This is a genomic window from Mycobacteroides salmoniphilum (assembly GCF_004924335.1).
In the GTDB taxonomy this organism is placed as follows: Bacteria; Actinomycetota; Actinomycetes; order Mycobacteriales; family Mycobacteriaceae; genus Mycobacterium; species Mycobacterium salmoniphilum.
On record NZ_CP024633.1, the window covers coordinates 4,019,398 to 4,044,221 of the forward strand.

A 24,824-nucleotide genomic window follows, 5' to 3' on the forward strand; every position below is an offset into this window, starting at 1 on the left:
TTGCTCAATCTTCGACCATCAGTGCGGTCGCGGAAAACGTGCGCTTGGGATCGTGTCCAGCAAAGAAATCAGCAAGGGCTGAATTGAGTGCTGACGGATCCCATGCGCCGGAATCCGCGGTGAACTTCGCTTCTACAGTAGGCGCCGCCAACAACGTCACGGTCGGTCCGTACACGATGAACAACTGACCGTTCACCGCCTCCGCCGCCGGCGAGGCCAGGTAGCGCACCAAAGTCACGACATGTTCAGGGGAAAGAGGATCAATCGAGTCCTCGGGTGCGTCGCCAAAAACGTCCGCGGTCATCGCCGTACGCGCGCGTGGGGCGATGGCATTGGCCCGCACCCCGTAGCGCCCGAGGGCACGCGCAGCCGACAGCGTCAGCGCGGTGATGCCGGCCTTGGCGGCGCCGTAGTTGGCCTGCCCCTCCGGCCCCAGCAGGCCGGCTTCAGACGACGTATTGATCAGGCGGCCGTACACCGGGGCTCCCGCAGTCTTCGACGCACCACGCCAGTAGGTGGCGGCGTTGCGAGTCAGCAGGAAGTGACCGCGCAAGTGCACGTGGATGACGGCGTCGAACTCCTCGTCCGACATGTTGAAGAGCATCCGGTCGCGCGTGATACCCGCGTTGTTGACCACGACATGCAGACCACCGAGCGATTCGGCGGTGGAGATCAGCTCGTCCGCGGTCGCGCGCTCACCGATGTCACCGGCGACGGTCACGCCCTTGGATCCCAGCGCGGCGATCTCGTCGAGCACATCGCTGCGCTCCAGAGCGGGCGCGATGTCGTTCACGATGACGGTCGCTCCGGATCGGGCCAGACCGATCGCCTCGGCGCGGCCGAGTCCCGCGGCGGCTCCGGTGACAATGGCGACGCGGCCACTCAGGTCGGCATCAGCAATCGCGCTCATACAAATTTCCCTTCAGTCCCATGCTTTCGACGCACCCCAACCGAGCCGGCTCCGCTCCGCCGAGCGCGGGCGGGCCGGTGATTTACGAATGCCTCTAGTCTTTGCGGATCAATGCGGCACGCGGGCACTCCGCGATCGCCTGCTCGACCAGATCTTCCTGATCGGCCGGTACTTCCTCTTGCAGGATGACGACATAGTCGTCGTCGTCGACGTCGAACACCTCCGGAGCGATGCCGAGACATACCAAGTTGCCTTCACAACGGTCAGGAACTACACCGACACGCATTGGAAACCTCTTTCCGGCGCTGTATGACGCCTCAAGGCTCGGCGAGCCGACGTCATCGTCTATTTGGGCTGTATCGCCAGACTACGACACGTGACCCACGACACAACCCGGGTAACACCAGGATCTCTGGGCTGAGTTTGTGCCGTGGCGCCGCGCCTGGACTCCCTAGACTAGAACGTGTTACAAATCTTGTGTCAACGTGGGTCACACCTGAGGGCCACGACAGCCGACGGGCAGCAGAAGGAACACACATGCATATCGCCTACACGCCCGAGCAGGAAGAGCTGCGCCGCGAGCTACGCGCATACTTCGACACACTGCTGACCCCGGAGCGGCGCGAGGCCTTGGCGTCGAATCAGGGTGAATACGGCAGCGGCAACGTCTACCGCGAGACCGTCGAGCAGATGGGTGCCGATGGCTGGCTCGCGCTGGGCTGGCCCCAGGAGTTCGGGGGCCAGGACCGTTCGGTGATGGATCAGCTGATCTTCACCGACGAGGCAGCGATCGCCGGCGCTCCGGTGCCGTTCTTGACCATCAACAGCGTCGCGCCGACGATCATGCACTACGGCTCCGACGAGCAGAAGAAGTTCTTCCTGCCGAAGATCGCCGCGGGCAAGCTGCACTTCTCCATCGGCTACTCCGAGCCGGGCGCCGGCACCGACCTCGCCTCGCTGCGTACTTCGGCCGTCCGTGACGGCGATGACTACGTCATCAATGGCCAGAAGATGTGGACCAGCCTCATCGAGTACGCCGACTACATCTGGCTCGCGGTGCGTACCAACACTGAGGTGAAGAAACACCGCGGCATTTCCATGCTCATCGTGCCCACCACCGCCGAGGGCTTCTCGTACACCAAGGTCCGCACCATGGCCGGACCCGGCACCAGCGCCACCTATTACCAGGATGTCCGGGTACCGGTGACGAGCCGAGTCGGTGAGGAGAACGCGGGCTGGAAGCTGGTGACCAACCAGCTGAATCATGAGCGGGTGGCTCTGGTTTCCTCGGCGCCGATCATCACTGCGCTGCGCGAGGTACGCGAGTGGGCACAGAACACCAAGGGCCCGGGTGGCCGGATCATCGATTCCGAGTGGGTTCAGCTGAACCTGGCCCGCGTGCATGCCAAGGTCGAGTACCTCAAGCTCATCAACTGGGAGCTGGCCTCCAACACCGATGCCGCTCCCTCCCCCGCAGACGCCTCCGCCACGAAGGTCTTCGGCACCGAGTTGGCCACCGAGGCCTACCGCCTTCTCATGGAGGTTCTCGGGACGGCGGCAACGCTGCGTCAGGACTCCCCCGGCGCGCAGCTGCGCGGCCGCGTCGAGCGGATGCACCGGGCCTGCCTGATCCTCACATTCGGCGGCGGCACCAACGAGGTTCAACGCGACATCATCGCGATGACCGCCCTCGGCCAGCCCGCCGCGACACGCTAGAAGGGACTGCACTGCAATGGATTTCTCCCTTACCGAGGCACAGACCGATCTCGCCGGTCTGACCCGCACCATCGCGTCGGCGATCAGTACGCCGGAACGTCAGAAGGAACTCGACAAGCAGGACAGCCGGTTCGACTGGCAGCTGTGGACCAAGCTGGTCGAGGCCGACATCCTGTCCACCGCGGCACCCGAGTCGGTGGGCGGCGGGGGTTTCGGCGTCCTCGAGCAGTCCTCGATCCTCGTCGAGCTGGGCCGAGAATTGGGCGCCGTGCCCTACCTCGAGTCTGTCGTACTCGCGGCCGGTGCGCTCGTGGCATTCGGTTCCGAGGTGCTGCAGAACGATTGGGCTGCACCGGCTGTCGCCGGCAAGAAGGTGCTCACCATCGCGCTCGAGGGTGAGCCGGGCGAGGGATCGGTCGCCGCCCGCACCGAAGGCGCCGGCTATGTCCTGACCGGTAATCGCGTCCTGGTGCCGTTCGGCGTCGAGGCCGACGCCTACCTGGTGCCTGCCGAGACCGAGACCGGCACCGCAGTATTTCTGGTGGCAGCCGACGACGCGGGCGTCACCCAGGAAACGTTGTACACCACCGGTAAGGACAGTTCCGCGGAGCTCATCTTGTCCGAGGTTCCCGTTCCGGCCGACCGCAAGGTCGGCGGCATCGAGGTCGTGGAGTGGCTCCGGCTGCGGGAATCTTTGGGCCACAGCGCCTATCAGCTAGGCGTGTTGGAGCGGGCCCTAGAGCTGACCGCCGATTACGCGCGCACTCGCGAGCAGTTCGGCAAGCCCATCGGCGGCTTCCAGGCAGTGGCCCAACGACTGGCCGACGGATACATCGACGTCAAGGGGCTGCGCCTCACCTTGTGGCAGGCCGCATGGCGGGTCTCGGAAGACCTACCCGCCGATGTCGACGTCGCGACCGCCAAGTTCTGGGCCTCCGATGCCGGTCACCGTGTCGCGCACACCGCGGTTCACGTACACGGCGGCGTGGGTATCGACGAGGACCATCCGGTGCATCGCTACTTCCTCGCCGCCAAGCGGGGGGAGTTCGCCTCCGGCAGCGCGACGGAGCAGCTGCGCCGCATCGGGCGCGAGCTCGCCGACACACCTGCCTAGTATCTGGTTGTGAGCACCCCGGAAGACGCAACGGTCACTCAGCTGCTGGCGAGCCTGGCCGATGTCGAGGACCGGGGGCTGCACTTCGAAGGTTCGTTCACGCCGTGGCGTGATCATGTGGCCGAAAGTCGCCGCCTGGCTTCGGTATTGCGCGCCCGGCTGGATCCTTCGAAACCCCCGCATGTCGGTGTGCTGCTGGAGAACACGCCGGCGTTCTCGTATCTGTTGGGCGCCGCGGCACTCGGCGGACTGGTACTGGTGGGCCTCAATCCCACCCGGCGCGGCAGCGCGTTGCGGCGAGACGTTGACTTGGCCGACTGTCAGCTGATACTCACCGATTCGGCGAGCGCTCCCCTGCTGGATGGAGTCGATCACATCGACATCGATTCCCTCGCTGGGCAATCCGCAGCGCCGGTGGATGTTCCCGACATTCGGCCGGATGACCTGTTCATGCTCATCTTCACTTCGGGCACCAGCGGCGACCCCAAGGCCGTCCAGATCACCCACGCCAAGGTTGCCTCTGCGGGAATCATGCTGTCCTCGCGCTTCGGCCTCGGTCCGGCGGATGTCTGTTACCTATCGATGCCGATGTTCCATTCCAACGCGGTGCTCGCGGGCTGGTCGGTTGCGCTCGCGGCGGGAGCGTCGATTGCACTGCGGCGCAGATTCTCCGCCTCGGGCTTCCTGGACGACGTCCGCAGGTACGGAGCCACATACGCCAACTACGTGGGCAAGCCCATGTCGTATGTGCTGGCGACACCGGAACAGCCCGATGACGCCGAGAACCCGTTGAAGATCATGTACGGCAACGAAGCCGCCGCTGGGGACACCGATCGATTCGCACAACGGTTCGGCGCGTTCGTTATCGACGGATTTGGTTCGACCGAGGGAGGCGTCGCACTGGGGTGGGCACCCGGTACTCCCCCGGGCGCGATCGGGCCGCTCACTCCCGACGTCCGCATCCTGGATATCGAGACCGGAGAGCCCTGCCCCCCGGCAGTTTTCGACGGTAGCGGCAAGGTGGTAAATGCCGCACAGGCCACCGGCGAGCTGGTGAACATCGCGGGACCCGGGCGATTCACCGGCTACTACAAGAACCCCGAGGCCGATGCCGAACGCATGGTCGAGGGTAAGTACCGCAGCGGCGACCTCGCCTACGCCGACGAGAACGGATATGTGTATTTCGCCGGACGCCTGGGAGACTGGCTACGCGTCGACGGCGAGAACCTGGGCACCGCCCCCATTGAGCGGGTACTACTGCGCCATCCGGACATCACCGAGGTCGCCGTCTACGGGATCCCCGACCCCACCGTGGGCGATCGGATCATGGCGGCACTGGTGGTACGCAACGGTTTCCAGCCGTCCGAACTCGGCGGATTCCTGACCGCCCAAGAGGATCTCGGCCCCAAACAATGGCCCGCACTTATCAGGGTGAGCCAGACTCTGCCACGTACCGCGACGTTCAAGGTGATCAAGCGTCAGCTGTCCGCCGAGGCGTTGGAGACCAGCGACCCGCTGTGGCGGTTGAGTGACGGGGCATATATCCCATAGCACCGCCGAGTGTGCCGATCCGGTCGAAATCTCGCCAATGTTCGACACTATCCACACACTCGAGAGGCTGTCGGTGGTCGGTGCAAGGCTGCCATTATGGGGGACGTACCGTGGCCGTTCATCAGGGATGAGGCGCTCGCGAATCATCTGATCACTGGGTACGCCCTCCGCGGATTCACCGCGCTTTACCCCGCCGTATATGTGCCGCCGAGTGCCGAAGTCACACCGCTCAAGCGAGCCGAAGCGGCATGGCTATGGTCGAGGCGCCATGGTGTGCTTGCCGGCATATCCGCGGCCGCCGTCCATGGCACAAAATGGTTGCCACCGAGCGGTCCCGCCGAACTCATCCATACCAATCGTCGTGCTCCGCAGGACATTTCGGTATGGAGCGACCGTCTGCGCCGTGACGAGCAGACGGTCATCAACGGACTGCCCGTAACCACGCCCGCACGTACCGCGTTCGACATCGGACGACGCACCACGGTTGACCTGGCAATAGAACGTCTCGACGCCTTGATGAACGCCACCGGAACGTCCGTCGCCGACATCGAGACCGTCGTGGCACGGCACCGGGGTGCGCGAGGTCTGACCAGGCTCGCTCATGTCCTCGACCTGGTAAACGGCGGCGCAGAGTCACCCTGGGAGACACGCACCAGACTCATCGTGGTGCGCGCGGGCTTTACGGCTCCACAAACTCAGCTCGTTGTGCGTAACCGATTCGGCGACTTCGTCGCCCGCCTCGATATGGGATGGAAAGACCACAAAGTGGGTATCGAGTTCGACGGTGCCCAACATTGGACGGATGCAGGCCAACGCTCCCGCGATATCGATCGCGCCAAAGAACTGGCAGACGAAGGGTGGCGCATCGTTCGCGTGAGCTCCGACATGGTGCGCCATCGTGCGGGAACGATCGTCGCCAGGGTCGCGGAAGCATTCGCCACACCGACCGCGTAAGTCGAGTGTGCCGATCCGGTCGAAATCTCGCCAATGTTCGACACTATCCGCACACTCGGCGGCCCTGGGAGGCGCGCTAGCGAGGCTCCGGGAGTGGCGCGAGAACCTACCCGCGGATCTGGTTCAGCCTGTCAACCGTGCTCTCGAAACCCGCCACCAGATCGGCCACGATGTCCGCAGCGGGCCGAATCTCATTCATCCGCCCGACGATCTGTCCCGCCGGGAAGCAGACCGTCTCCGGATCGTGTGCACGATTCATCCGCTCATGGGCCCCGCTGACGAGGATGTTCTGCAGCGGCATGGGCAGCGGCGTCGGTGCGTCCTCGGCATCCCAGGCCTGCGTCCACTTGGTCTTCAGTAGTCGCGCGGGTTTCCCGGTGTAGATGCGAGTGCGCACGGTGTCACTGGAAGTCGCCTTCAGCAGTGCCTGCTGCACGACGGACTCGCCACCAGCGGTGACGGTTCCGAGGTCATACTCGGCAGCGGTCAGCCAGATCGAGCCGGTCCAGACACCCGAGGCACCCAGCGCCAGGGCCGCGGCAGCCTGTCTGCCGCTTCCGATACCGCCCGCCGCCAGCACCGGGGCGCTGCCGTCAAGTGCGTCCACGATCTCCGGCCAGAGCACCATGGATGCCACGTCACCGGTGTGCCCACCGGCCTCATAGCCCTGGGCGACAACGATATCGACGCCGTTTTCGACATGTCTTCTGGCATGTTCGGCCTTACCCGCCAGTGCCGCGACCGGCACGCCATGTTCATGGGCCTGGTCGATGACGTCCTTCGGCGGCGACCCGAGTGCATTGGCGATCAGCTTGATCGGATGCTTGAGCGCGACCTCCACATGCGAGCGTGCCACCGAATGCAGCCAGCCCAGCACACCGGCCGACTCGCGTTCGCCCGGCAGCGGTGGCACGCCCAACTCGGCAAGCGTCTTCTCTACGAAGTCCTTGTGTCCCTGTGGAATCAGCTTGTCGATATCCACTGCCGTGCCCTCGGTGGGCACCTTGGCCGGCATCACGATGTCGACACCGTACGGCTTGCCGTCGGTGTTCTCGTCCATCCAGTTCAGGACCGCGTCCAACTCGTCGGGGTCGTTGAAGCGGACGCAACCAAGCACACCCATGCCGCCCGCGCGGCTGATGGCGGCGGCGACCTTCTCCGACGGCGTGAAACCGAATATGGGGTAACGGATTCCAAACCGCTCGCAGAGGTCGGTATGCATAGATGAGCCGCTTGCGCGAAGGCCATCAGGCATGGATCAGGCTCCCGTGTTGACGTGCTTGGTGTTCACGAGGTCTACCTTCTCGGTCTCCGAGACCTCCTTGGCCCAGCGGTAGTCGGCCTTGCCCGCGGGGTTGCGCTTGACGGTGTCCACAATCCAGACGCTGCGCGGCACCTTGTATCCGGCGATCTCCTTGCGCGCGTGGCTGTCCAGGTCCTCGAAGGTGAGCGGTACACCGTCGCGCACCGCGATCACGGCACCCACATGCTGTCCCCACTTCTCGTCGGGCACACCGACGACAACCGCGTCGAACACGGCGGGGTGGCCCTTGAGAACGCTCTCGACCTCTTCGGGGAACACCTTCTCGCCGCCGGTGTTGATGGAGACGGACCCACGGCCGAGCATCGTGACGGTGCCGTCGGCCTCCACGGTCGCCCAGTCACCCGGAATCGCGTACCGGACCCCATTGAACGTCTTGAATGTCTCGGCGGTCTTCTTCTCATCCTTGAGGTATCCGACCGGGATGTGGCCGCTCTTGGCGATGAGGCCGCGCACCCCGGAACCGGGCGCGATCGGGTTGCCTTCTTCGTCGAGAACCGTTGTGGTGGAGCTGATCTTGACGGTCGGGCCGCCGGGGTGCATCTGCCCCTTTGCCACGCTGCTCAGGCCGCCGGTGCCCGTCTCCGAGGAACCGATGGCATCGGTGATCATGCGGTTGGGCAGCAGCTCAAGGTAGCGCTCCTTGACCGTCTGCGAGAAGAGCGCGGCGCTGCTGGCCAGCACCCACAGCGAGGACAGATCGCGCGCCCGGCCCTTATCGGTGTCCAGCGCATCGATGAGCGGGCGGGCAATGGCGTCCCCGGCGAAGAACAGCATGTTGACCTTGTTCTTCTCGATGGTGTCCCACACACCGTCGGGATCGAATTCCGGTGCCAGCACCGTGGTCCGGCCGCTGAACAAGGCCATGAACGTGGCGGCCTGGGTGGCGCCGTGGATCATCGGTGGGATCGGGAACCCGATGAACGGCGCGGCCTCAGCGCCCTGCGTGGCCAGATCCCATTCACCCTCGACAACCTCCCCGGTGACGTAGTTGATGCCGCCGAACAGAGATCGGTAGATATCCTCGTGCCGCCACATCACGCCCTTGGGGAAGCCGGTGGTGCCGCCGGTGTAAATGAGGAAGATGTCGTCGGGGCTGCGCTCCTCGAAGTCGCGTTCCGGAGATCCCTGTGCGAGGGCATCCGCGAACGCGACACCGCCGTAACTGCGGAAGTCCACGCCTGCGCCGTCACTGCCGTCTTCGACGACGATCGCGGTCTTGACGTTCGGCGTGCTCGGCAGCACGTTTGCGACCTTGTCGCTGTACCGCCGCTCGTGCACCAACGCGACCATGTCCGAGTTCTCGAACAGGTAGTGCAGCTCGGACTCGACGTAGCGATAGTTGACGTTGACCGATATCGCGCGGATCTTCACGATGGCGACGAGCGCGACGACGATCTCGATACCGTTTCGGCAGTACAGGCCAACCTTGTCGCCGGGGCCGACACCCTGGCTCTGCAGGAAATGACCTAGACGGTTGGCCTGCTCCTCAAGCTCGGCGTATGTCAGCTTCCGATCGCCAGAAATGATGGCAACACGATCGGGCATAGTGTCGATTGCATGCTCGGTGAGGTCGGCAATGTTAAGGGCCATGTCCATAAATTAGAACGTGTTACATTTTTAGACAAGCCCCGGCCCCACTGAGGGGTTCCTCTTGGACGGAAACACGGAGGAAAGACCATGACCGAGACAGTGACCGAGCAGGACGCACCCCACGCTCTGGTGGAGTTACGCGACCACGTGCTGATCGTGACGATGAACCGTCCGCACGCGCGCAATGCCCTCTCGGGCGACATGCTGGAGATCATGACGCAGGCGTGGGACCGCGTCGACAATGATCCCGAGGTTCGCGTCTGCATCCTGACCGGCGCCGGCGGGTACTTCTGCGCGGGGGCCGATCTCAAGGCCATGAACAAGCGCGCCCCGGGTGATCAGTTCTCCGACGGCAGCTACGACCCCTCGGTCATCCCCGGGCTTCTCAAGGGCCGCCGCCTGACCAAGCCGCTGATCGCCGCGGTGGAGGGACCCGCGATCGCCGGCGGAACCGAGATTCTGCAGGCCACCGATATCCGCGTCGCCGGCGAGAGCGCCAAATTCGGTGTCTCCGAGGTGAAGTGGAGCTTGTACCCGATGGGGGGATCGGCAGTGCGCCTCCCCCGCCAGATCCCGTACACCGTCGCCGCCGACATTCTGCTGACCGGACGGCACATCAAAGCTCCCGAGGCCAAGGAAATCGGACTCATCGGGCATGTGGTCCCCGATGGGCAGGCACTGGAGAAGGCACTGGAGCTGGCGGCGATGATCGCGGCGAACGGACCTGTCGCCGTGCAGGCCGTGCTCAAGACCATCCGCGATTCGGAGGGCCTGCACGAGAACGAGGCGTTCAAGGCCGATACCAAGGTGGGCATCGGCGTCTTCACCAGTAACGACGCCAAAGAGGGCCCGCGCGCCTTCGCCGAGAAGCGCGCACCCAACTTCACCGGGACATAAGCCAGCACGCATAGTGTGGGCGGGTGACGCCCATGTTCCCGCTGCAGTCGGTACTGCTGCCCGGTGAGCCCCTACCGCTGCGCATCTTCGAGCCGCGCTATGTCGCTCTCGTCCGCGATGTGATGGCCGCCGACCACACCTTCGGTGTCGTTCTGATCGCCCGCGGCCGGGAGGTCGGTGGTGGAGACATCCGGCATGACGTGGGGACCGCCGCCCGGGTTCTCGACTGCGAGTCGCTCGGGGCGGAGCGTTTCGCGTTGCGCTGCGAGGGCGCACATCGGATACGAATCACCCGGTGGCTCGAGGACGATCCGTATCCGCGCGCCGAGACCGAACCCTGGCCCGACGAACTCGATGATCGGGTGCTGCCGTTGAGCGCCCTCAATGAGGTGCAGGCACGTATCGAGAACTTGCTGCGACGGGTCGCAACCGCGCAGCAGGTCCGACTCCCCCGCCGTTGGTCGATCGCCACCGGGCTGCCGAGCGGCGCAGAAAAACGGTTGTACGCATTAGCATCTCGCGTGCCCATGGGTCAGGCCGACCGGCATGCCGTGCTGGCCGCACCCACCCTGGCGACGCGGGTCACCGCACTGAACGAGGCCGTCGACACCGTCAACGCGATGCTCGACTTCCGCGAGTCCGAACGCTAGCTGCTACGTCAGCGCCGACAGTTGCTTGATGTGCTCGACGCTGCGGCAGCCGACCACCAGCATGGTGACCCCGGCGGCTTCCCACGCCTTGATCTGCTCGCGCACCTCGGCCTCGGTTCCGACGATCGTGGTGTCGAGTACCAGCTCGTCCGGAATCGCTTCGGCCGCTTTGTCCTTGCGATTGGTGCGGAACAGCTCGGTGACCTCGTCCACCACCTCGCCGTAACCCATGCGCCGATACACCTCGGCGTGGAAGTTCAGTTCCACCGCACCCATGCCTCCGATGTACAAGGCGGAGAACGGCTTCAGCTGATCGAGCACCGAGCGGCGATCGTCGGTGACGATGACCTGTGCGGTGGCGGCAATCTCGAAATCCGCACGGCCACGCCGGGCACCGGGACGTGCGAAGCCCTCATCGAGCCATTCGTTGTACATGTCGGCCAGTCGCGGCGCGTAGAACATGGGCAGCCAGCCGTCGGCGATCTCAGCGGTCAGCGCGACGTTCTTCGGGCCCTCGGCCCCGAGAAAGATGGGGATATCAGAACGCAGCGGATGCACGATCGGCTTGAGGGGCTTGCCCAGCCCGGTGGCCTTATCCCCGGTCAGCGGCAGCGGATAGTGGGGACCGTCGCTGCGCACGGGCGCCTCACGGGCCAGCACCTGCCTGATGATGTCGATGTATTCACGAGTCCGAGCTAGGGGCTTGGGGAACGGCTGTCCGTACCAGCCCTCCACCACCTGGGGTCCCGATACGCCCAGCCCAAGGATGTGGCGGCCGCCGGAGAGGTGATCCAGGGTCAGGGCCGCCATGGCGCACGCCGTCGGCGTTCGCGCCGAAAGCTGAATGACCGAGGTGCCCAGCCGGATACGACTGGTGTCCGATCCCCACCAGGCCAGCGGGGTGTACGCGTCGGAACCCCAGGCCTCGGCCGTGAAGACGGCATCGAATCCGCCCTCTTCGGCGGCGGCCACCAGTTCGGCCGCATTGTCCGGCGGAGAGGCCGACCAGTATCCCAGCTGCAATCCGAATTTCATGGCCCGACTGTAACCGGCCGGATATGCCGCGACCACCACCCTTGCGAAAAAAACTAGAACTTGTTCTACTCGGGGGTGTGACAGTCAGCCAAAGCAGCACAACCGGGCAATTGCCCCTCCTGACGGCACCCCTCGAACTGTCTTTTGATTACACCCGTTCGGTGGGACCGACCCTCTCCAAGTTCTTCACCGCCCTACGCGATCGGCAGATTGTCGGCACCCGTGGCAGTGACGGCCGGGTTCACGTACCCGCGGCCGAGTACGACCCGGTGACCTACGCGCCACTGAGCGATGTGGTGCCGGTGTCGAGCGTGGGCACGATCCAGTCCTGGTCGTGGCAGCAGGAGCCGCTGGAGGGCCAGCCGCTGGCCAAACCGTTCGCCTGGGCGCTCATCAAGCTCGACGGCGCGGACACCTCGCTGCTGCACGCTGTTGATGCGGGGGCCACGGGTTCCGCGGGAATCGAGACCGGTGCCCGCGTGCACGCGGTGTGGGCCGACGAGACGGTCGGCGCGATCACCGATATCGCCTACTTCGCACTCGGGGATCGGCCGGTTGACGTGCCGGCCCCCGCACCGGATCAGGAGCCGGTGACCATGCAGGTCACTCCCATCCGGCTCGAAGTTCAGCACATCACCTCACCCGAAGAGAGTGCCTACCTGCGCGCACTGGCCGAGGGCAAGCTGCTCGGCGGCCGCACCGGCGCGGGCGGACGGGTCTACTTCCCTGCTCGGGGTGCCGATCCCCTGACCGGTGAGCCCACCTCCGACCTGGTGCAAGTGGCCGACAAGGGCGTCGTCACCACCTTCGCGATCATCAACATCCCATTCCCCGGGCAGCGCATCAAGCCGCCGTACGTGGCCGCCTACGTACTGCTCGACGGTGCCGATATTCCGTTCCTGCACCTCGTCTACGACATCGACCCGGCGGATGTCCGCATGGGCATGCGGGTCGAGGCAGTGTGGAAACCCAAGGAGGAGTGGGGATACGGGATCGACAACATCCAGTACTTCCGCCCCACCGGTGAACCCGACGCCGACTACGAGACCTACAAGGACCGGATCTGATGAGTTCCGCTGCCCCCGCAGTAGCAGTTGTGGGCTTCGCCCATTCCCCTCACGTTCGCAGTACCGAGGCCACCACCAACGGTGTCGAGATGCTGGTGCCCTGTTTCCGGCAGATCTACGCCGACCTCGGAATCAGCAAGTCGGATATCGGTTTCTGGTGCTCCGGGTCGTCCGACTATCTGGCCGGGCGTGCCTTCTCGTTCATCTCGGCGATCGACTCGATCGGTGCGGTACCGCCGATCAACGAGTCTCATGTGGAAATGGACGCGGCGTGGGCGCTGTACGAGGCCTACATCAAGATCCTCACCGGACAGGTCGAGACCGCGCTCGTCTATGGATTCGGGAAGTCCTCCGCCGGCACTCTGCGCAGAGTCCTTGCCCTGCAAACTGATCCGTACACCGTTGCGCCGCTGTGGCCCGATTCGGTGTCCATGGCCGCACTGCAGGCGCGCCTCGGCCTGGATTCGGGCAAGTGGACCAAGGAGCAGATGGCACAGGTTGCCCTCGACGCCTTCGGCCGCGCTGCGCGGGTGGACTCCGAGGCCGCGGCATCGAGCATCGACGAGCTGCTGGCGCGAGAATATTTCGCCGATCCGCTACACAAACACGACATCGCGCCGATCTCCGATGGCGCTTCGATCATGGTGTTGGCCTCTGCGGACCGTGCCCGCGAGCTGCGCGAAAACCCCGCGTGGATCACCGGATTCGAGCATCGCATCGAGACACCGATACTCGGCGCCCGTGACCTCACGACCTCTCCGTCAACAGCCGCGTCGGCGGCCGCCGCGACCGGCGGCGATACCGGGTCGATCGAGGTGGCCGAGTTGTACGCCCCGTTCAGTCATCAGCAGCTGATCCTCGCCGAGGCCATCGGCCTCAAGGACTCCACAACCGTCAACCCCTCGGGTGGCGCGCTGGTGGCCAACCCGATGTTCTCGGCCGGGTTGGAGCGGATTGGCTTTGCCGCACAACATATCTGGAATGGTTCGGCACAGCGCGTGCTGGCTCACGCGACCAGCGGGCCAGTACTTCAGCAGAACCTGGTCGCTGTGCTGGAGGGTAAGTAATCGTGGGTGCATCAAAGAACCTCGCTGCCGTCATCGGCACCGGGCAGACCAAGTACGTCGCCAAGCGCCACGATGTCTCCATGAATGGCCTTGTCCGCGAGGCGATTGATCGAGCGATGGTCGATGCGGGTGTCGACTGGGACGATATCGACGCCGTCGTCGTGGGTAAGGCCCCCGATTTCTTCGAGGGCGTGATGATGCCCGAGCTGTTCATGGCGGACGCGATCGGCGCGACCGGAAAGCCCATGATCCGGGTGCATACCGCCGGCTCGGTCGGCGGCTCCACCGGTGTGGTGGCGGCCAGTCTGGTGCAGTCGGGCAAGTACCGGCGAGTCCTCGCGCTGGCGTGGGAAAAGCAGTCTGAGTCGAATGCCATGTGGGCGTTGTCGATTCCGGTGCCGTTCTCGGTGCCGGTGGGTGCGGGCGCGGGCGGCTACTTCGCCCCGCATGTGCGCGCATACATCGAGCGTTCCAAGGCCCCACTGGATACCGGAGCCATCGTCGCGGTGAAGGACCGGCTCAACGCGGCGAAGAATCCGCTGGCACACCTGCAGCAGCCCGATATCACCGTCGAGAAGGTGATGGCCTCGCCGATGCTGTGGGACCCGATCCGTTTCGACGAGACCTGCCCATCCTCGGACGGCGCCTGTGCGATCGTGGTGGGAGACGAAGAGACTGCCGATCGCCGTATCGCCGATGGCCATACGGTCGCCTGGGTGCACGCCACCGCGCTACGCACGGAGCCGCTCGACTACACCGGGCGTGACCGGGTGAACCCGCAAGCGGGACGTGATGCCGCGGCGGCGCTGTGGCGCGATGCGGGAATCACCAGCCCAATCGACGAGATCGACGCCGCGGAGATCTACGTGCCGTTCTCATGGTTCGAGCCGATGTGGCTGGAGAACCTGGGGTTCGCGGCCGAGGGTGAGGGCTGGAAGCTGACCCAAGCCGGCGAGACCGCCATCGGTGGCAAGATCCCCGTCAACGCCTCCGGCGGCGTGCTCTCCTCGAACCCGATTGGGGCCTCGGGCCTTATCCGGTTCGCCGAGGCCGCTATCCAGGTGATGGGCAAGGCCGGTGACCATCAGGTGCCGGACGCGAAGAAGGCATTGGGTCACGCCTACGGCGGCGGCTCGCAGTACTACTCGATGTGGGTCGTGGGGAGCGAAAAGCCCGCAAGGAATGGGAGTAAGGCATGAGCCTCGCAGATGGAGCGGGCAAGCGGTCCCGCGCAGCCGTCGACGCCCGCGACAAGCAGGCCTGGGTCGACAACTTCGCCGAGGACGGCGTGGTGCAGGATCCAGTGGGTCCATCCCCCTTCGATCCCGAGGGCAAGGGTCATCGCGGCAAGGAGGCCATTTCGGCCTTCTGGGACAACATCATCGCGCCCACCGAGAAGCTGGATTTCATCTTCGATGCCACCTATGACTGCGGCACCCATCAGGCCAACGTCGGCCGGATCGTCACCACGATGAACGGCTACCAGATGACGGCCGAGGGCGTGTTCACCTACGAGGCCAACGACGAGGGCAAGCTCGTCGTGTTGCGCGCCTATTGGGAATTCGACAAGGTCGCCGGGACCGCACGCAAGATCTAACTCCGCCGGACACACGTCAAGGCCCCCGCGCCCGCAGCGACGGAGGCCTTGACGTCTTCGCGCTAAGAGGCCTGGCGCCCGGCGCTGATCATCTCCTCGCGCGGTACCACTTTGATGCGTTCGCGACCCTGTTCCTCACCGAGGGCTACCTCGTGAGCATCGAGCCGTTCCCACTCCTCCCAGGTGGTGTAGTCAATCCCGCTTCCCCGCAGATGCGCGAAAATCGCATCGGGGTCGGAGATTTCGGCGGGTTGAATACCCGGGAGGTCTGCAAGAAGGCTGGCAATCGTCTCGGCGGCATCGGATTTGGTGTGTCCGATCAATCCCACGGGTCCGCGCTTGACCCATCCCGTGACGTAGGTCGATTCGACCGGAATTCCGTCGATATCGAGCACCCGCCCGGCATCGTGCGGGACGACCCCGGCGTGGTGGTCGAACGGCAGATCCGCCAGGTGTGAGGAGATGTACCCGACTGCGCGATAGACCGCCTGCACCGGCCAGTCAGTGTATTCCCCTGTACCCCTGACAGTTCCGTCGCCGATGAGCTCGGTGCGCTCGGTGCGCAGGGCCTCCACCCGGTCGATTCCCAGCACCGCCGCGGGTGCCTGGCACAGGTGGATGTGAATGCGATGCGGGGCGCCGGTGGGCTCCTGATCCAGGTACTTCATCATGGTGTCGACGACGAGTTTGGTGGCCTTACTGGAATTGATGGCCTGCTGGCTTCCCTCGTCGATCTCAAACCCCTCCGGATGCACGATGACGTCCACACTCGGCGAGTGCGACAGCTCGCGAAACTCCATGGGGCTGAACTTGATCTGAGCCGGACCGCGCCGCGCGAAGACATGCACATCGGTCGCCTGGTTGAGGGCCAGGCCCTGATAGACGTTGGCGGGAATCTCGGTGCCGAGCTGTTCATCGGCGGGTTTGGCCAGCATGCGCGCGATATCCAGGGCCACATTTCCGACACCCAGCACGGCGACGCTCTTGGCGTTCAGCGGCCAGTCCCGTGGAACATCGGGATGACCGTCGTACCACGAGACAAAGTCAGCGGCGCCGTAGCTTTCCGGAAGATCGATACCGGGGATCTCAAGCTCACGATCGGCGCGCGCACCGGTCGAGAAGATCACCGCGTCATAGAAGCGCCGCAGATCCGAGAGCTTGATGTCGGTGCCGTAGTGGACGTTGCCGATGAACCGAATCTCGTCACGTGCGAGCACCCGGCGCAGCGCCTTGATGATCTCCTTGATGCGGGGATGATCGGGAGCCACGCCGTAGCGCACCAGGCCATAGGGCGCGGGCAGCCGATCGAACACGTCGACCTGGGCCTGCTCATACTCCTTGGTGAGGATGTCGGCGGCGTAGATACCGGCTGGACCAGCGCCGATAACCGCGACTCGGATCTTCCTCATGCCATCCCCTTTGATTCGGACATCGATTAGGTAAGGCAAGCCTAAAAAGGATTCCGAAGAGAGTGGGACGTACGTCCCGAGATCCCGGTCACACTCCGATCGGATCTCAGTAACCTGATCACGTGGTCATCGTGTTGATCGTCGTCGCTGTTGTCCTCGTGGTGCCCCTTGCCCTGTTCGCCCTGCTCGTAGCGGGCATCCGTCTGCAGATCCGCCCGATTCTCAACGCAATCCGCCGGTTCAATCGCGCCGTAACCAACCCGAAGGTCATGTCTGCCGCCGGAACCGATGCCACCTCCACTGCCGTCATCCGGCACAACGGCAGGCGCAGCGGCCAGGCCTACGAAACGCCGGTGGAAGCCTTCGACGCCGTGGACGGCACTGTGCTGATCCTTCTGCCTTATGGGCAGTCGGCCGATTGGGTGCGCAATGTGACCACCCAGGGCGGAGCCGAGTTACTCCGGGCAGGCGAGCGGCTCGCACTGGCCAATCCGCGGGTGGTCCCCACCGCGCAGGTGCGATCGCAGCTCCCGGCCAAGGAACTGCGGATGCTGCGGGTGTTCAATGTGCCCGAATGCCTGCAGCTGACTAAGACGCCGGGGCCGGCGTAGCGGCTGTTACGTGTCCAAACCGGCCAGATAACGCGTTCCCAGCGCCTGGTACGCGGCGGGAACACCCTTGGTCAGGAACTCCGCCGCAGTGCCCGCGACGGGCCCCTTGACCTTGGCGGGCGACCCCATGACCAGCACGTCCTCGGGGATCTGCGTGCCGCCCAGCACCAACGAACCCGCGGCCACCATGCTGCGCGAGCCGATGGAGGCGCCGTCGAGCACCGTCGCGTGATTTCCGATCAGGGCGCCGTCACCCACCGTGCAGCTGTGCACCAGACACATATGAGCCACTGTCGCGCCTTCACCGATATCTACCGGCATCCCCGGGTCGCTGTGCAGCACTGACCCGTCCTGAATGTTGGCCCCCGCCCGGATCACAATCGGCGCGTAATCGGCGCGGATGACCGTGTTGAACCAGATCGAAGCACCGGCTTCCACCGTGACATCTCCGATGAGACAGGCGGTCGGCGCGACAAACGCCTCCGGGTGGACGCTCGGGCTTTTTCCGTCGAGTGAGTACAAAGGCATGCGCAGACACTAGCCAAAGCCACTATTTCCGCTTGTGGCAGGCATATTTCTTGCGCTTCGGGGGCGCAAAACTGTAACATGTTCTAGTTGAAGATGGTCGCCACAGCGACCAGCATCGAAACACTTGGAGGCAGCCCCGCCATGAGCACAGATACCGCAGGAATCGGCGTTCGCGAGATTGACGTCGGCGAACTTCCCACGCGCTATGCCCGTGGTTGGCACTGCCTCGGCGTCGCGGAGTCGTTCCGGGACGGGGAGCCGCACTCCATCGACGCGTTCGGCACCAAGCTGGTCGTCTTCGCCGATACCCAGGGCAATATCAAGGTGCTCGACGGCTACTGCCGCCACATGGGAGGCGACCTGTCCCAGGGAACCGTCAAGGGCGACAACGTCGCCTGCCCGTTCCACGATTGGCGCTGGGGCGGTGACGGCAAGTGCAAGCTTGTTCCTTACGCCAAACGCACCCCCAAGCTGGCCCGTACCCGCAGCTGGACCACCGACGTGAAAAGCGGTCTGCTGTTCGTCTGGCATGACGCCGAGGGCAACGGTCCGACGGATGACGTTGAGATTCCGGAAGTTCCGGAGTTCGCCGATGACGGCTGGACCACCTGGGACTGGAACACCATCGTCATCGAGGGTTCCAACTGCCGCGAAATCGTGGACAACGTCACCGATATGGCGCACTTCTACTACATCCACTTCGGATTCCCGACGTTCTTCAAGAACGTCTTCGAGGGCCACATCGCCTCGCAGTACCTGCGTACCGTCGGTCGTCCCGACGTGCAACTGGGCGGTTCCTCGCAGTACACCGGCGAGCAGATCCTGGATTCGGAGGCCTCGTACTTCGGGCCGTCCTTCATGATCAACTGGCTGCACAACAACTATGGCGGCTACAAGGCCGAGTCGATCCTGATCAACTGCCACTACCCCATCGACCAGAACTCGTTTGTGCTGCAGTATGGCGTCATGGTCCAGAAGCCCGAGGGCATGGACGAGAAGATGACCGGGAAGCTCTCGCGCGCCATGACCAAGGGTGTGGGACAAGGCTTCCTGCAGGACGTCGAGATCTGGAAGAACAAGACCCGCATCGACAACCCGCTGCTGGTCGAGGAGGACGGCGCCGTCTATCAGATGCGCCGCTGGTACTCGCAGTTCTACGTCAACAAGGCCGACGTCACGGCGGAGATGACGGACCGCTTCGAGCTCGAGATCGACACCACCAAGGCCAACGAGTTCTGGCACGGTGAGGTCGACGAGAACCTGAAGCGCCAAGCGGACGAAAAGGCTTCCGCAGAATCTCAAGCCGAGACCGAAGCTCCCGCCGAGGCGACGCAAAGCTAGTGCTATGACCGAAGTTTCAGAATCGACTGAGGCCAACACCAGCCCTCCCAGCGTGGAGGAGCTGGCTCAGTCGATGCTGGCACTGCATGGCGCCCACGGGGAAGACGATCACGATCATCCATCGACGGGGCGCCCGAACGGCCACTGGTCGAAGGCGCCGGCATTCGAACACGAACCGGATCGGGCCGCGCAGCTGCACGAGGCCACCGAGGGGGACAAGCAGCGGTATCTGACCTCCGGCCTACAGGAAGTCGACTGCCGGTTCTGTCATGGCTCGGTGATGGTCAAGAAACTCAGCATCAATCACACTGCTGTGCAATGGAATACCGCAGCGGCCGGGCGATGTGCCTTTTTCGCGCAGATGCGTGAGGAGGGCACCAACACGGCTCGGGTGCGCGGATGCCCGCGTTTGTCCGACAGCATCGCGCATGCCGTCGCCGAGGGTTGTCTCGATCAGATCTGCACGGCCGCCCCTCCCGGGGACGGCTGACCTACAGCTCCAACAGCACGGTCACCGGACCGTCGTTGATCAGTTCGACCTGCATGTGCGCACCGAACACCCCCGCTTCCACGTGTGCGCCGAGGTTCCGCAGGGCCTCTGCGAACGCCGTCACGATAGGTTCGGCGACACCTCCGGGCGCCGCCGCGTTCCACGCCGGACGACGCCCCTTCTTTGTGTTGGCGTACAGCGTGAATTGACTGATGACCAGTATCGGGGCACCGAGATCGGCAGCGGACTTCTCGTCGTCGAGAATGCGCAATTGCCACAGTTTTTCCGCGAGCTGCGCGGCCTTGTCGCCATCGTCGTCGTGGGTGACACCCACCAGCGCCAGCAGACCCTGACCTTCGGGGCGGATCGCGCCGACCACCGCCCCGTCCACGGACACCGACGCCGAGGCGACTCGCTGCACCAGAACACGCACGTTATGACCCTATCAGCGCTGCCAATCGTTCCGCCTGCGCCCTGATCTCCACGAATGCCGTTGTTTCCCAGAGGTTCCCGCGCCGCAGCGGCCCGAGTGTCCACATCGGCGCCACCCCCGGAAGAATCCTTCCTTCGGCGTCGGTATCCAATCCGAGGTTCAGTGGGCCGGGTTTCACCAAGCCGCCGGCAAGGAGTTGGCTCCACAATGGATCGGCGCCGGTAGTGATGTCGTATTGCGGGCCGGTGCAATTGATCACTGCGCGTACTTCCAGGACCTTCCCCGTCGACAAGGTCGCCCGGGCTCCGGTACCGGCGGCAACGGTATCCAGCAATTCCGCACGATGGATCTGCAACCCCCCGTCACCGAGGTACTGATCGACCTGGGCGGCGGTCCGCGGTGCCATCCGGTGACGGTGAATGTCCCATAGCCTGCGGTACTTTCGCAGGAATCGGGCGCGCTCATCGTCTGTCATCCCCGCCCAGAGCGCGCCGGCATGGGGACGCAGCGCATCCACGGCAACGCACGCGTCACCGCCCTGAGCGATCACATCCTGGACATAGCGCACCGAACGTTCCAGCACCTGCCCGCGATCGATAGTGAAGGCGGGGGCCGACACCGGCGAGGGCGGATCCAGTCGATGCGCTCGTGGCAGGAGCCCACTGCGTGAGATCGCGTGCACGACGCGATCGGGCCGCCGTAGCGTGCAGGCGAGATCGGCCATCGTCAGACCCGTTCCGACGAGCAGTAGATCGCCGTCTTCCGGAAGGCCGTCGAGTGCACCCGGGCGCCAGGGATCGTTCACGAACAGCGCGCTATCGCAACCACGTTGACGCCCAGTCTGTTCCGGGAGTATTCGGGCCGGCCGCCAGAACTACGGCGTCAGCCTGCACGCTGTCGCCATTGCACAGGGTGACCGTGAGCCCATGGCCGTGCACCGCCACCGCGACGGCTCGGCGATGGATACGGGTGACACGATCACCGCGCGCTCCATCGAAGGCTCTGGAGAGATAACGTCCGAACAGTCCCCGGGGAACGAAATCCTCGGGGCCCGCGCCCGTGAGGCCATTGCCGCCCAGCCAGTCCACGAAATCCAGTGGCTCGCTGGCGTCGGCGCTGAGCCTGCCCGCGGGGACATTCAGGAGATGGCGCGGATCGGTGGTGCGATAGGGAACTCCCGGCCCGGTACTCGCGTCGGGGTCGATCACGGTCAGACGTAGCGCCCGTGAATCTTTGTGCCGCAGTAAATGCAGGGCAGCCATCGTGCCGGCCGCGCCCGCCCCTACGACGGCGACATGGGTCATGGATGAGCCGCTTGCGCGAAGACCAACAACACAGGATTAGCCGCTTGCGCGAAGAACGACATCACAGCCCCGCGAAGCGCTCCATTACCGCTTCCTTGCTCAGCCCATAGTCGGCGAGCGAGTACACATGCTTGGGTGCGCGCGGGCCCCTTTGGCTTTCATCGTTCATCTTCTGCATCTCGACCAGCGCGGACGCCGACAGCTCCAGTCCGAAGTGTCGATAGATGGATTCGACGGTGCCAATCGGGTCGGAGATGAAGTCGAAGTAGTCGACATCACAGAACTGTGCCTCGTCATACTTGCTGCGCGCGGACTTGAACGACTCCAGGCCGCGGGCCCAGGTATCCAGCTGGTCGGCGCCGAGGGTGGCCCCAACGAAGGTCTCCGACCACCCCGCCGTCGCGTGCTCGTTGAGCGAGCAGACCGAGGCAATGATGGTCTCGGCCGGGCGATGTGTCTGGATGACCAACGCGTCCGGGTACACCTCCATGAGCGCATCAAGGGCGAATAGATGGCTCGGATTCTTGAGTACCCAACGCTTTTCGATGTCGTTGAGACCGATCAGCTGCAGGTTGGCCTTGTAACGCCGATATGCCGGTGTCCAGTCCTGCTGCGACAGCCACTGAGCATAGGTGGGCACGTGCGCAAGACATTCATACGACACCGCATGCACCGACTGTCGCAACAACTGCCAGCATTCCTCCACCTCGGTGGCCGACATGTAATGCAGGCCCATGAATTCCGGGTTCTCCACATGATGCTTGGAGAACTGCTCTTCCAGCTGCTGGTACACGGGGTTGGTATCCCAGGTGTCGCGTGCCGGCCGGGGCTGCGGGAAATCGGCCAGCCACATCTCCAGACCCTGGTGCATCGGGTCGGCGTTGAGGAGGCGATGCAGCGCGGTGGTGCCGGTGCGAGGCAGGCCGGTGACGAAGATGGGCCGATCGATCGCCACCTGCGCATGATCCGGATGCGCCTTGAACGCGGCTTCGCTGAGCAACCGGGCCCCCAGCGCGCCACGCAGGAAGACCCGAGACATCTTGGAGCCCAACGGGGTCAGCCCGGCCTCGCCGTGATAGGAGTCCAGCAGCACTCCGAGCGCTTCGCGATAGTTATCGACGGACCCGTCCCCGAAATCATCCAGACCGATGAGCCGGGTCGCCGACTCGTGGAGATCGTCGACGGTGCCGACGCTGGTGCGCTGTGCGTTCGATACAGCGTTCTCGTCAAAACTCATACTGATCTCCTTGTGGCTAGGCGTGGAATTCGCCGCAGTTGACATCGAGGGCCTGGCCGGTGATGCCGCTCGCCAGGTCGGACGCGAGGAAAAGCACGGCGTTAGCCACCTCGTCGGTGGTCGGCAGCCGCTTGAGATCGGAGTTCGCCGCCGTGTACTCGTAGATCTGCTCGACGGTGCCGCCGTACTTCTTGGCCTGATGTTCGAAGTAGCCCTTGAGGTTTTCACCCCACATATAACCGGGCACCACTGAATTGACCCGAATTCCTTGTGGCCCCAGTTCCGTGGCCAACGATTGGGACATGGCCAGCAGCGCTGCCTTGGCAATCTTGTAACTGCCATAGCGGATCTGCGAATGCCGGATGACCATCGAATTGATGTTGACCACCGCACCCTTCGATTGGGCGAGCGCTGCGGCCAATTCTTGCGTCAGCCGCAACGTACCGACCACGGTGAGTTCGACGCTATCGCGAATGTGTTGATAGTCCGTCTTCTCCAGGGATTTCATCGACGGAATGCTGAAGGCGTTGTTGACGAGAACATCAACGCTGCCGAAGGTTTCCGTCGCACGTTCGACAAGATTCGCGACGCTGGCCTCGTCGGTGATGTCCGTTGCCACCGTAAGGGCCGTGCGTCCGGCGGCGGTGATCTGTTCGGCGACCTCGTCGAGGCGTGATTGCGTGCGGGCCGCGAGAACGACATCCGCGCCGGCCGCGGCGAACTTGGTGGCCAATGTGGCGCCGAGACCCGGACCGATACCGGATACGACGACAACCTTGCCGGCGAAGTCGAGGAGACTCATCAGCCCAACATCCTTGCACCGATGGCCCTCTGGCGTTCAGCGATACGGCTGCGCCAGCCCTCCGTGTCGATCTGATTCAGCGCGTAGTGCGGCAATTTCGCGGAGACATCACCGGTCGCGACCACCTCCACCTTCGGGCCGTCGGCGGCCGTGAGCTGCCGATCGGCCCGCTGCCACCGGAACTGAAGGTATGCACGGCGGTGCCCCAGCGTCTCAATCCAGTTGGTGACACCGGGATTGGCATTACTCACCACCATCCGAATGTTGCCGTCCGGGTCCACCTGAGCCTGGCTGGAATTCAGCGAGGTCTGGTGGTTGATGTAGTCGAGCGAGATGTACCAGAGGCTTCCGAGCTGGAAACCCTGGTACGGCGCATCGGATTGAGGAACGGTGATAACCATGGCCTGGTCGTCCGCCAGGTCGTAGTGGCCCACCGAGGAGAACTGGGTGGCCAGACCACCGGGAGTGAGCCGCGGCTCAGTCATGGTGTTGACAGGCAGGTTGTCGTAGAACCATTTGGGGAACTGCAACCATGTCTTGACTCGGTTGACCAGCTGCTTACCCGCACTTGCATAACGCTTTTCGATCTGTTCCTTCGTCAGCGGGGCCGGCGCCGTGCCCGCGGTGTCCACCCGCGCGATGGCAAGACTGCCGCGCTGCTCACGCCAGTCGCTGTATACCTCACGCATGACCAGCTGCGCTGTCCCCGGCCCGAGCGTGAAGTAGTTGGGCCGAGACGCACTGACCGGCCCCGGGCCAAAACGGACCTCGAAGCTGCCGTCGCTCTCGATGTGGATGTCGCGATCGTCGAAGGCAATGGCGCTTCCGGGCACATTCTTGTCGGTATAGTCGCCGCCGCCGAGCACCTGGAAGCTCAAATCGGTAGTGGTGCCGCGCTTTCCGGTGACCACGTATTCGTGCTCACCGTTGACGCGGGCGCCGAAGTAGAGGGTGTCGGGGTTATCCAACCCCATCTTCGTGAACGGCCCCGTGCCGGAAAGCAGGAATGGATGATCACGGTCGGTGTGAAACGCCATGTGGGTGCAGGCCGCGATCCCCTGCGCCAGATACTGGAGCCCCTCAAGCAGATCGGCTTCGGTTTCGATGTGGGGTGCCGCGACGATCAGCTCTTCGGCCTCCGCGATCGCGGACGTGAATGCCTCGCTGTACATGGCGCTCCTGACTGGTACAAATTTG

Annotated in this window: 24 protein-coding genes and 1 pseudogene; 13 read left to right on the forward strand and 12 right to left on the reverse strand. The window is 64.3% G+C overall.

All coding sequences use genetic code 11. The features are described from left to right. Nucleotides 1–4 precede the first annotated feature (4 nt). Together DSM43276_RS19995 and DSM43276_RS20000 are read right to left on the reverse strand one after the other, a co-directional pair. Nucleotides 5–910, reverse strand: coding sequence for a 3-oxoacyl-ACP reductase (locus DSM43276_RS19995; RefSeq protein ID WP_078328079.1), 906 nt, complete (start codon nt 908–910; stop codon nt 5–7). Between the two features lie 94 nt (nt 911–1,004). Then, complete coding sequence (locus DSM43276_RS20000; RefSeq protein WP_005062259.1) at nt 1,005–1,196, reverse strand: ferredoxin; 192 nt, start codon at nt 1,194–1,196, stop codon at nt 1,005–1,007. Nucleotides 1,197–1,447: 251 nt separating this feature from the next. On the opposite strand from DSM43276_RS20000, the gene DSM43276_RS20005 reads away from it, so the two are divergent. The 4 genes from DSM43276_RS20005 to DSM43276_RS20020 all read left to right on the forward strand — a co-directional run bounded on the left by DSM43276_RS20005 (nt 1,448) and on the right by DSM43276_RS20020 (nt 6,245). After that, complete coding sequence (locus DSM43276_RS20005; protein ID WP_078328080.1) at nt 1,448–2,626, forward strand: acyl-CoA dehydrogenase family protein; 1,179 nt, start codon at nt 1,448–1,450, stop codon at nt 2,624–2,626. Nucleotides 2,627–2,642: 16 nt separating this feature from the next. Next, nucleotides 2,643–3,740, forward strand: coding sequence for an acyl-CoA dehydrogenase family protein (locus tag DSM43276_RS20010; RefSeq protein WP_078328081.1), 1,098 nt, complete (start codon nt 2,643–2,645; stop codon nt 3,738–3,740). Between the two features lie 9 nt (nt 3,741–3,749). Beyond that, the gene (locus tag DSM43276_RS20015; protein WP_078328082.1) at nt 3,750–5,291 is read left to right on the forward strand and encodes a long-chain-fatty-acid--CoA ligase; all 1,542 of its coding nucleotides are present in this window, start codon (nt 3,750–3,752) and stop codon (nt 5,289–5,291) included. A gap of 96 nt (nt 5,292–5,387) precedes the next feature. After that, on the forward strand, nt 5,388–6,245 hold the full coding sequence (locus DSM43276_RS20020) for a DUF559 domain-containing protein (protein ID WP_078328083.1): 858 nt from the start codon (nt 5,388–5,390) through the stop codon (nt 6,243–6,245). Nucleotides 6,246–6,351: 106 nt separating this feature from the next. Here the strand turns inward: DSM43276_RS20020 and DSM43276_RS20025 are convergent, their stop codons facing one another. Together DSM43276_RS20025 and DSM43276_RS20030 are read right to left on the reverse strand one after the other, a co-directional pair. Continuing rightward, a complete protein-coding gene (locus tag DSM43276_RS20025; protein ID WP_078323185.1) occupies nt 6,352–7,467 on the reverse strand; it encodes an NAD(P)H-dependent flavin oxidoreductase in 1,116 nt (371 codons plus the stop codon). A gap of 36 nt (nt 7,468–7,503) precedes the next feature. Further along, entirely contained in the window at nt 7,504–9,165 is a 1,662-nt protein-coding gene (locus DSM43276_RS20030; protein WP_078328084.1) for an acyl-CoA synthetase, read from the reverse strand. A gap of 81 nt (nt 9,166–9,246) precedes the next feature. Between DSM43276_RS20030 and DSM43276_RS20035 the strand changes: the two genes are divergently transcribed. Together DSM43276_RS20035 and DSM43276_RS20040 are read left to right on the forward strand one after the other, a co-directional pair. Then, entirely contained in the window at nt 9,247–10,056 is an 810-nt protein-coding gene (locus DSM43276_RS20035; protein WP_078323183.1) for a crotonase/enoyl-CoA hydratase family protein, read from the forward strand. Nucleotides 10,057–10,088: 32 nt separating this feature from the next. Beyond that, nucleotides 10,089–10,706 carry an LON peptidase substrate-binding domain-containing protein gene (locus tag DSM43276_RS20040; RefSeq protein WP_078328085.1) on the forward strand — a complete coding sequence of 206 codons (618 nt, stop codon included), beginning with the start codon at nt 10,089–10,091 and terminating at the stop codon, nt 10,704–10,706. Between the two features lie 3 nt (nt 10,707–10,709). Here the strand turns inward: DSM43276_RS20040 and DSM43276_RS20045 are convergent, their stop codons facing one another. Then, complete coding sequence (locus DSM43276_RS20045) at nt 10,710–11,741, reverse strand: LLM class F420-dependent oxidoreductase (RefSeq protein WP_078324024.1); 1,032 nt, start codon at nt 11,739–11,741, stop codon at nt 10,710–10,712. Nucleotides 11,742–11,818: 77 nt separating this feature from the next. Between DSM43276_RS20045 and DSM43276_RS20050 the strand changes: the two genes are divergently transcribed. Genes DSM43276_RS20050 through DSM43276_RS20065 form a run of 4 tightly spaced genes read left to right on the forward strand, consistent with a single transcriptional unit; the run spans nt 11,819 to nt 15,472 of the window. Continuing rightward, nucleotides 11,819–12,808: a Zn-ribbon domain-containing OB-fold protein gene (locus tag DSM43276_RS20050; RefSeq protein WP_109555888.1), complete on the forward strand. Its 990-nt coding sequence runs from the start codon at nt 11,819–11,821 to the stop codon at nt 12,806–12,808. Next, nucleotides 12,808–13,875 (forward strand): thiolase domain-containing protein, encoded by a 1,068-nt coding sequence (locus DSM43276_RS20055; protein ID WP_078328087.1) that lies wholly within the window; start codon nt 12,808–12,810, stop codon nt 13,873–13,875. Before DSM43276_RS20050 ends, DSM43276_RS20055 begins: the two co-directional genes overlap by 1 nt. 2 nt (nt 13,876–13,877) lie before the next feature. Continuing rightward, complete coding sequence (locus tag DSM43276_RS20060) at nt 13,878–15,074, forward strand: thiolase domain-containing protein (protein WP_109555889.1); 1,197 nt, start codon at nt 13,878–13,880, stop codon at nt 15,072–15,074. Beyond that, nucleotides 15,071–15,472 (forward strand): nuclear transport factor 2 family protein, encoded by a 402-nt coding sequence (locus DSM43276_RS20065; protein WP_078328089.1) that lies wholly within the window; start codon nt 15,071–15,073, stop codon nt 15,470–15,472. Before DSM43276_RS20060 ends, DSM43276_RS20065 begins: the two co-directional genes overlap by 4 nt. 62 nt (nt 15,473–15,534) lie before the next feature. Here the strand turns inward: DSM43276_RS20065 and DSM43276_RS20070 are convergent, their stop codons facing one another. Then, nucleotides 15,535–16,881 carry an FAD-dependent oxidoreductase gene (locus DSM43276_RS20070; protein WP_078328090.1) on the reverse strand — a complete coding sequence of 449 codons (1,347 nt, stop codon included), beginning with the start codon at nt 16,879–16,881 and terminating at the stop codon, nt 15,535–15,537. A gap of 122 nt (nt 16,882–17,003) precedes the next feature. Between DSM43276_RS20070 and DSM43276_RS20075 the strand changes: the two genes are divergently transcribed. Then, a complete protein-coding gene (locus DSM43276_RS20075; RefSeq protein WP_078328091.1) occupies nt 17,004–17,492 on the forward strand; it encodes a nitroreductase family deazaflavin-dependent oxidoreductase in 489 nt (162 codons plus the stop codon). Between the two features lie 6 nt (nt 17,493–17,498). On the opposite strand, the gene DSM43276_RS20080 is transcribed toward DSM43276_RS20075, so the two are convergent. Then, on the reverse strand, nt 17,499–18,020 hold the full coding sequence (locus DSM43276_RS20080; RefSeq protein WP_078290238.1) for a gamma carbonic anhydrase family protein: 522 nt from the start codon (nt 18,018–18,020) through the stop codon (nt 17,499–17,501). A 141-nt stretch (nt 18,021–18,161) separates the two neighbouring features. Here DSM43276_RS20080 and DSM43276_RS20085 point away from each other — a divergent pair, with 141 nt between their 5' ends. Both DSM43276_RS20085 and DSM43276_RS20090 read left to right on the forward strand, forming a co-directional pair. Beyond that, nucleotides 18,162–19,361, forward strand: coding sequence for a 3-ketosteroid-9-alpha-monooxygenase, oxygenase component (locus tag DSM43276_RS20085; RefSeq protein WP_078328139.1), 1,200 nt, complete (start codon nt 18,162–18,164; stop codon nt 19,359–19,361). A 52-nt stretch (nt 19,362–19,413) separates the two neighbouring features. Then, nucleotides 19,414–19,851, forward strand: coding sequence for a hypothetical protein (locus tag DSM43276_RS20090; RefSeq protein ID WP_078328140.1), 438 nt, complete (start codon nt 19,414–19,416; stop codon nt 19,849–19,851). 1 nt (nt 19,852) lies between these two features. Here DSM43276_RS20090 and dtd read toward each other — a convergent pair whose 3' ends face one another. The 5 genes and pseudogenes from dtd to DSM43276_RS20115 all read right to left on the reverse strand — a co-directional run bounded on the left by dtd (nt 19,853) and on the right by DSM43276_RS20115 (nt 24,799). Then, on the reverse strand, nt 19,853–20,284 hold the full coding sequence (gene dtd, locus DSM43276_RS20095) for a D-aminoacyl-tRNA deacylase (protein WP_078328092.1): 432 nt from the start codon (nt 20,282–20,284) through the stop codon (nt 19,853–19,855). 1 nt (nt 20,285) lies between these two features. Continuing rightward, nucleotides 20,286–21,588, reverse strand: a pseudogene (locus tag DSM43276_RS20100) (FAD/NAD(P)-binding protein). Nucleotides 21,589–21,649: 61 nt separating this feature from the next. Continuing rightward, complete coding sequence (locus tag DSM43276_RS20105) at nt 21,650–22,825, reverse strand: sulfotransferase family protein (RefSeq protein ID WP_078328093.1); 1,176 nt, start codon at nt 22,823–22,825, stop codon at nt 21,650–21,652. Between the two features lie 16 nt (nt 22,826–22,841). Then, complete coding sequence (locus tag DSM43276_RS20110) at nt 22,842–23,627, reverse strand: SDR family oxidoreductase (protein ID WP_078328094.1); 786 nt, start codon at nt 23,625–23,627, stop codon at nt 22,842–22,844. Beyond that, nucleotides 23,627–24,799 carry a DUF1214 domain-containing protein gene (locus DSM43276_RS20115; RefSeq protein ID WP_078328095.1) on the reverse strand — a complete coding sequence of 391 codons (1,173 nt, stop codon included), beginning with the start codon at nt 24,797–24,799 and terminating at the stop codon, nt 23,627–23,629. Before DSM43276_RS20115 ends, DSM43276_RS20110 begins: the two co-directional genes overlap by 1 nt. Nucleotides 24,800–24,824 lie beyond the last annotated feature (25 nt).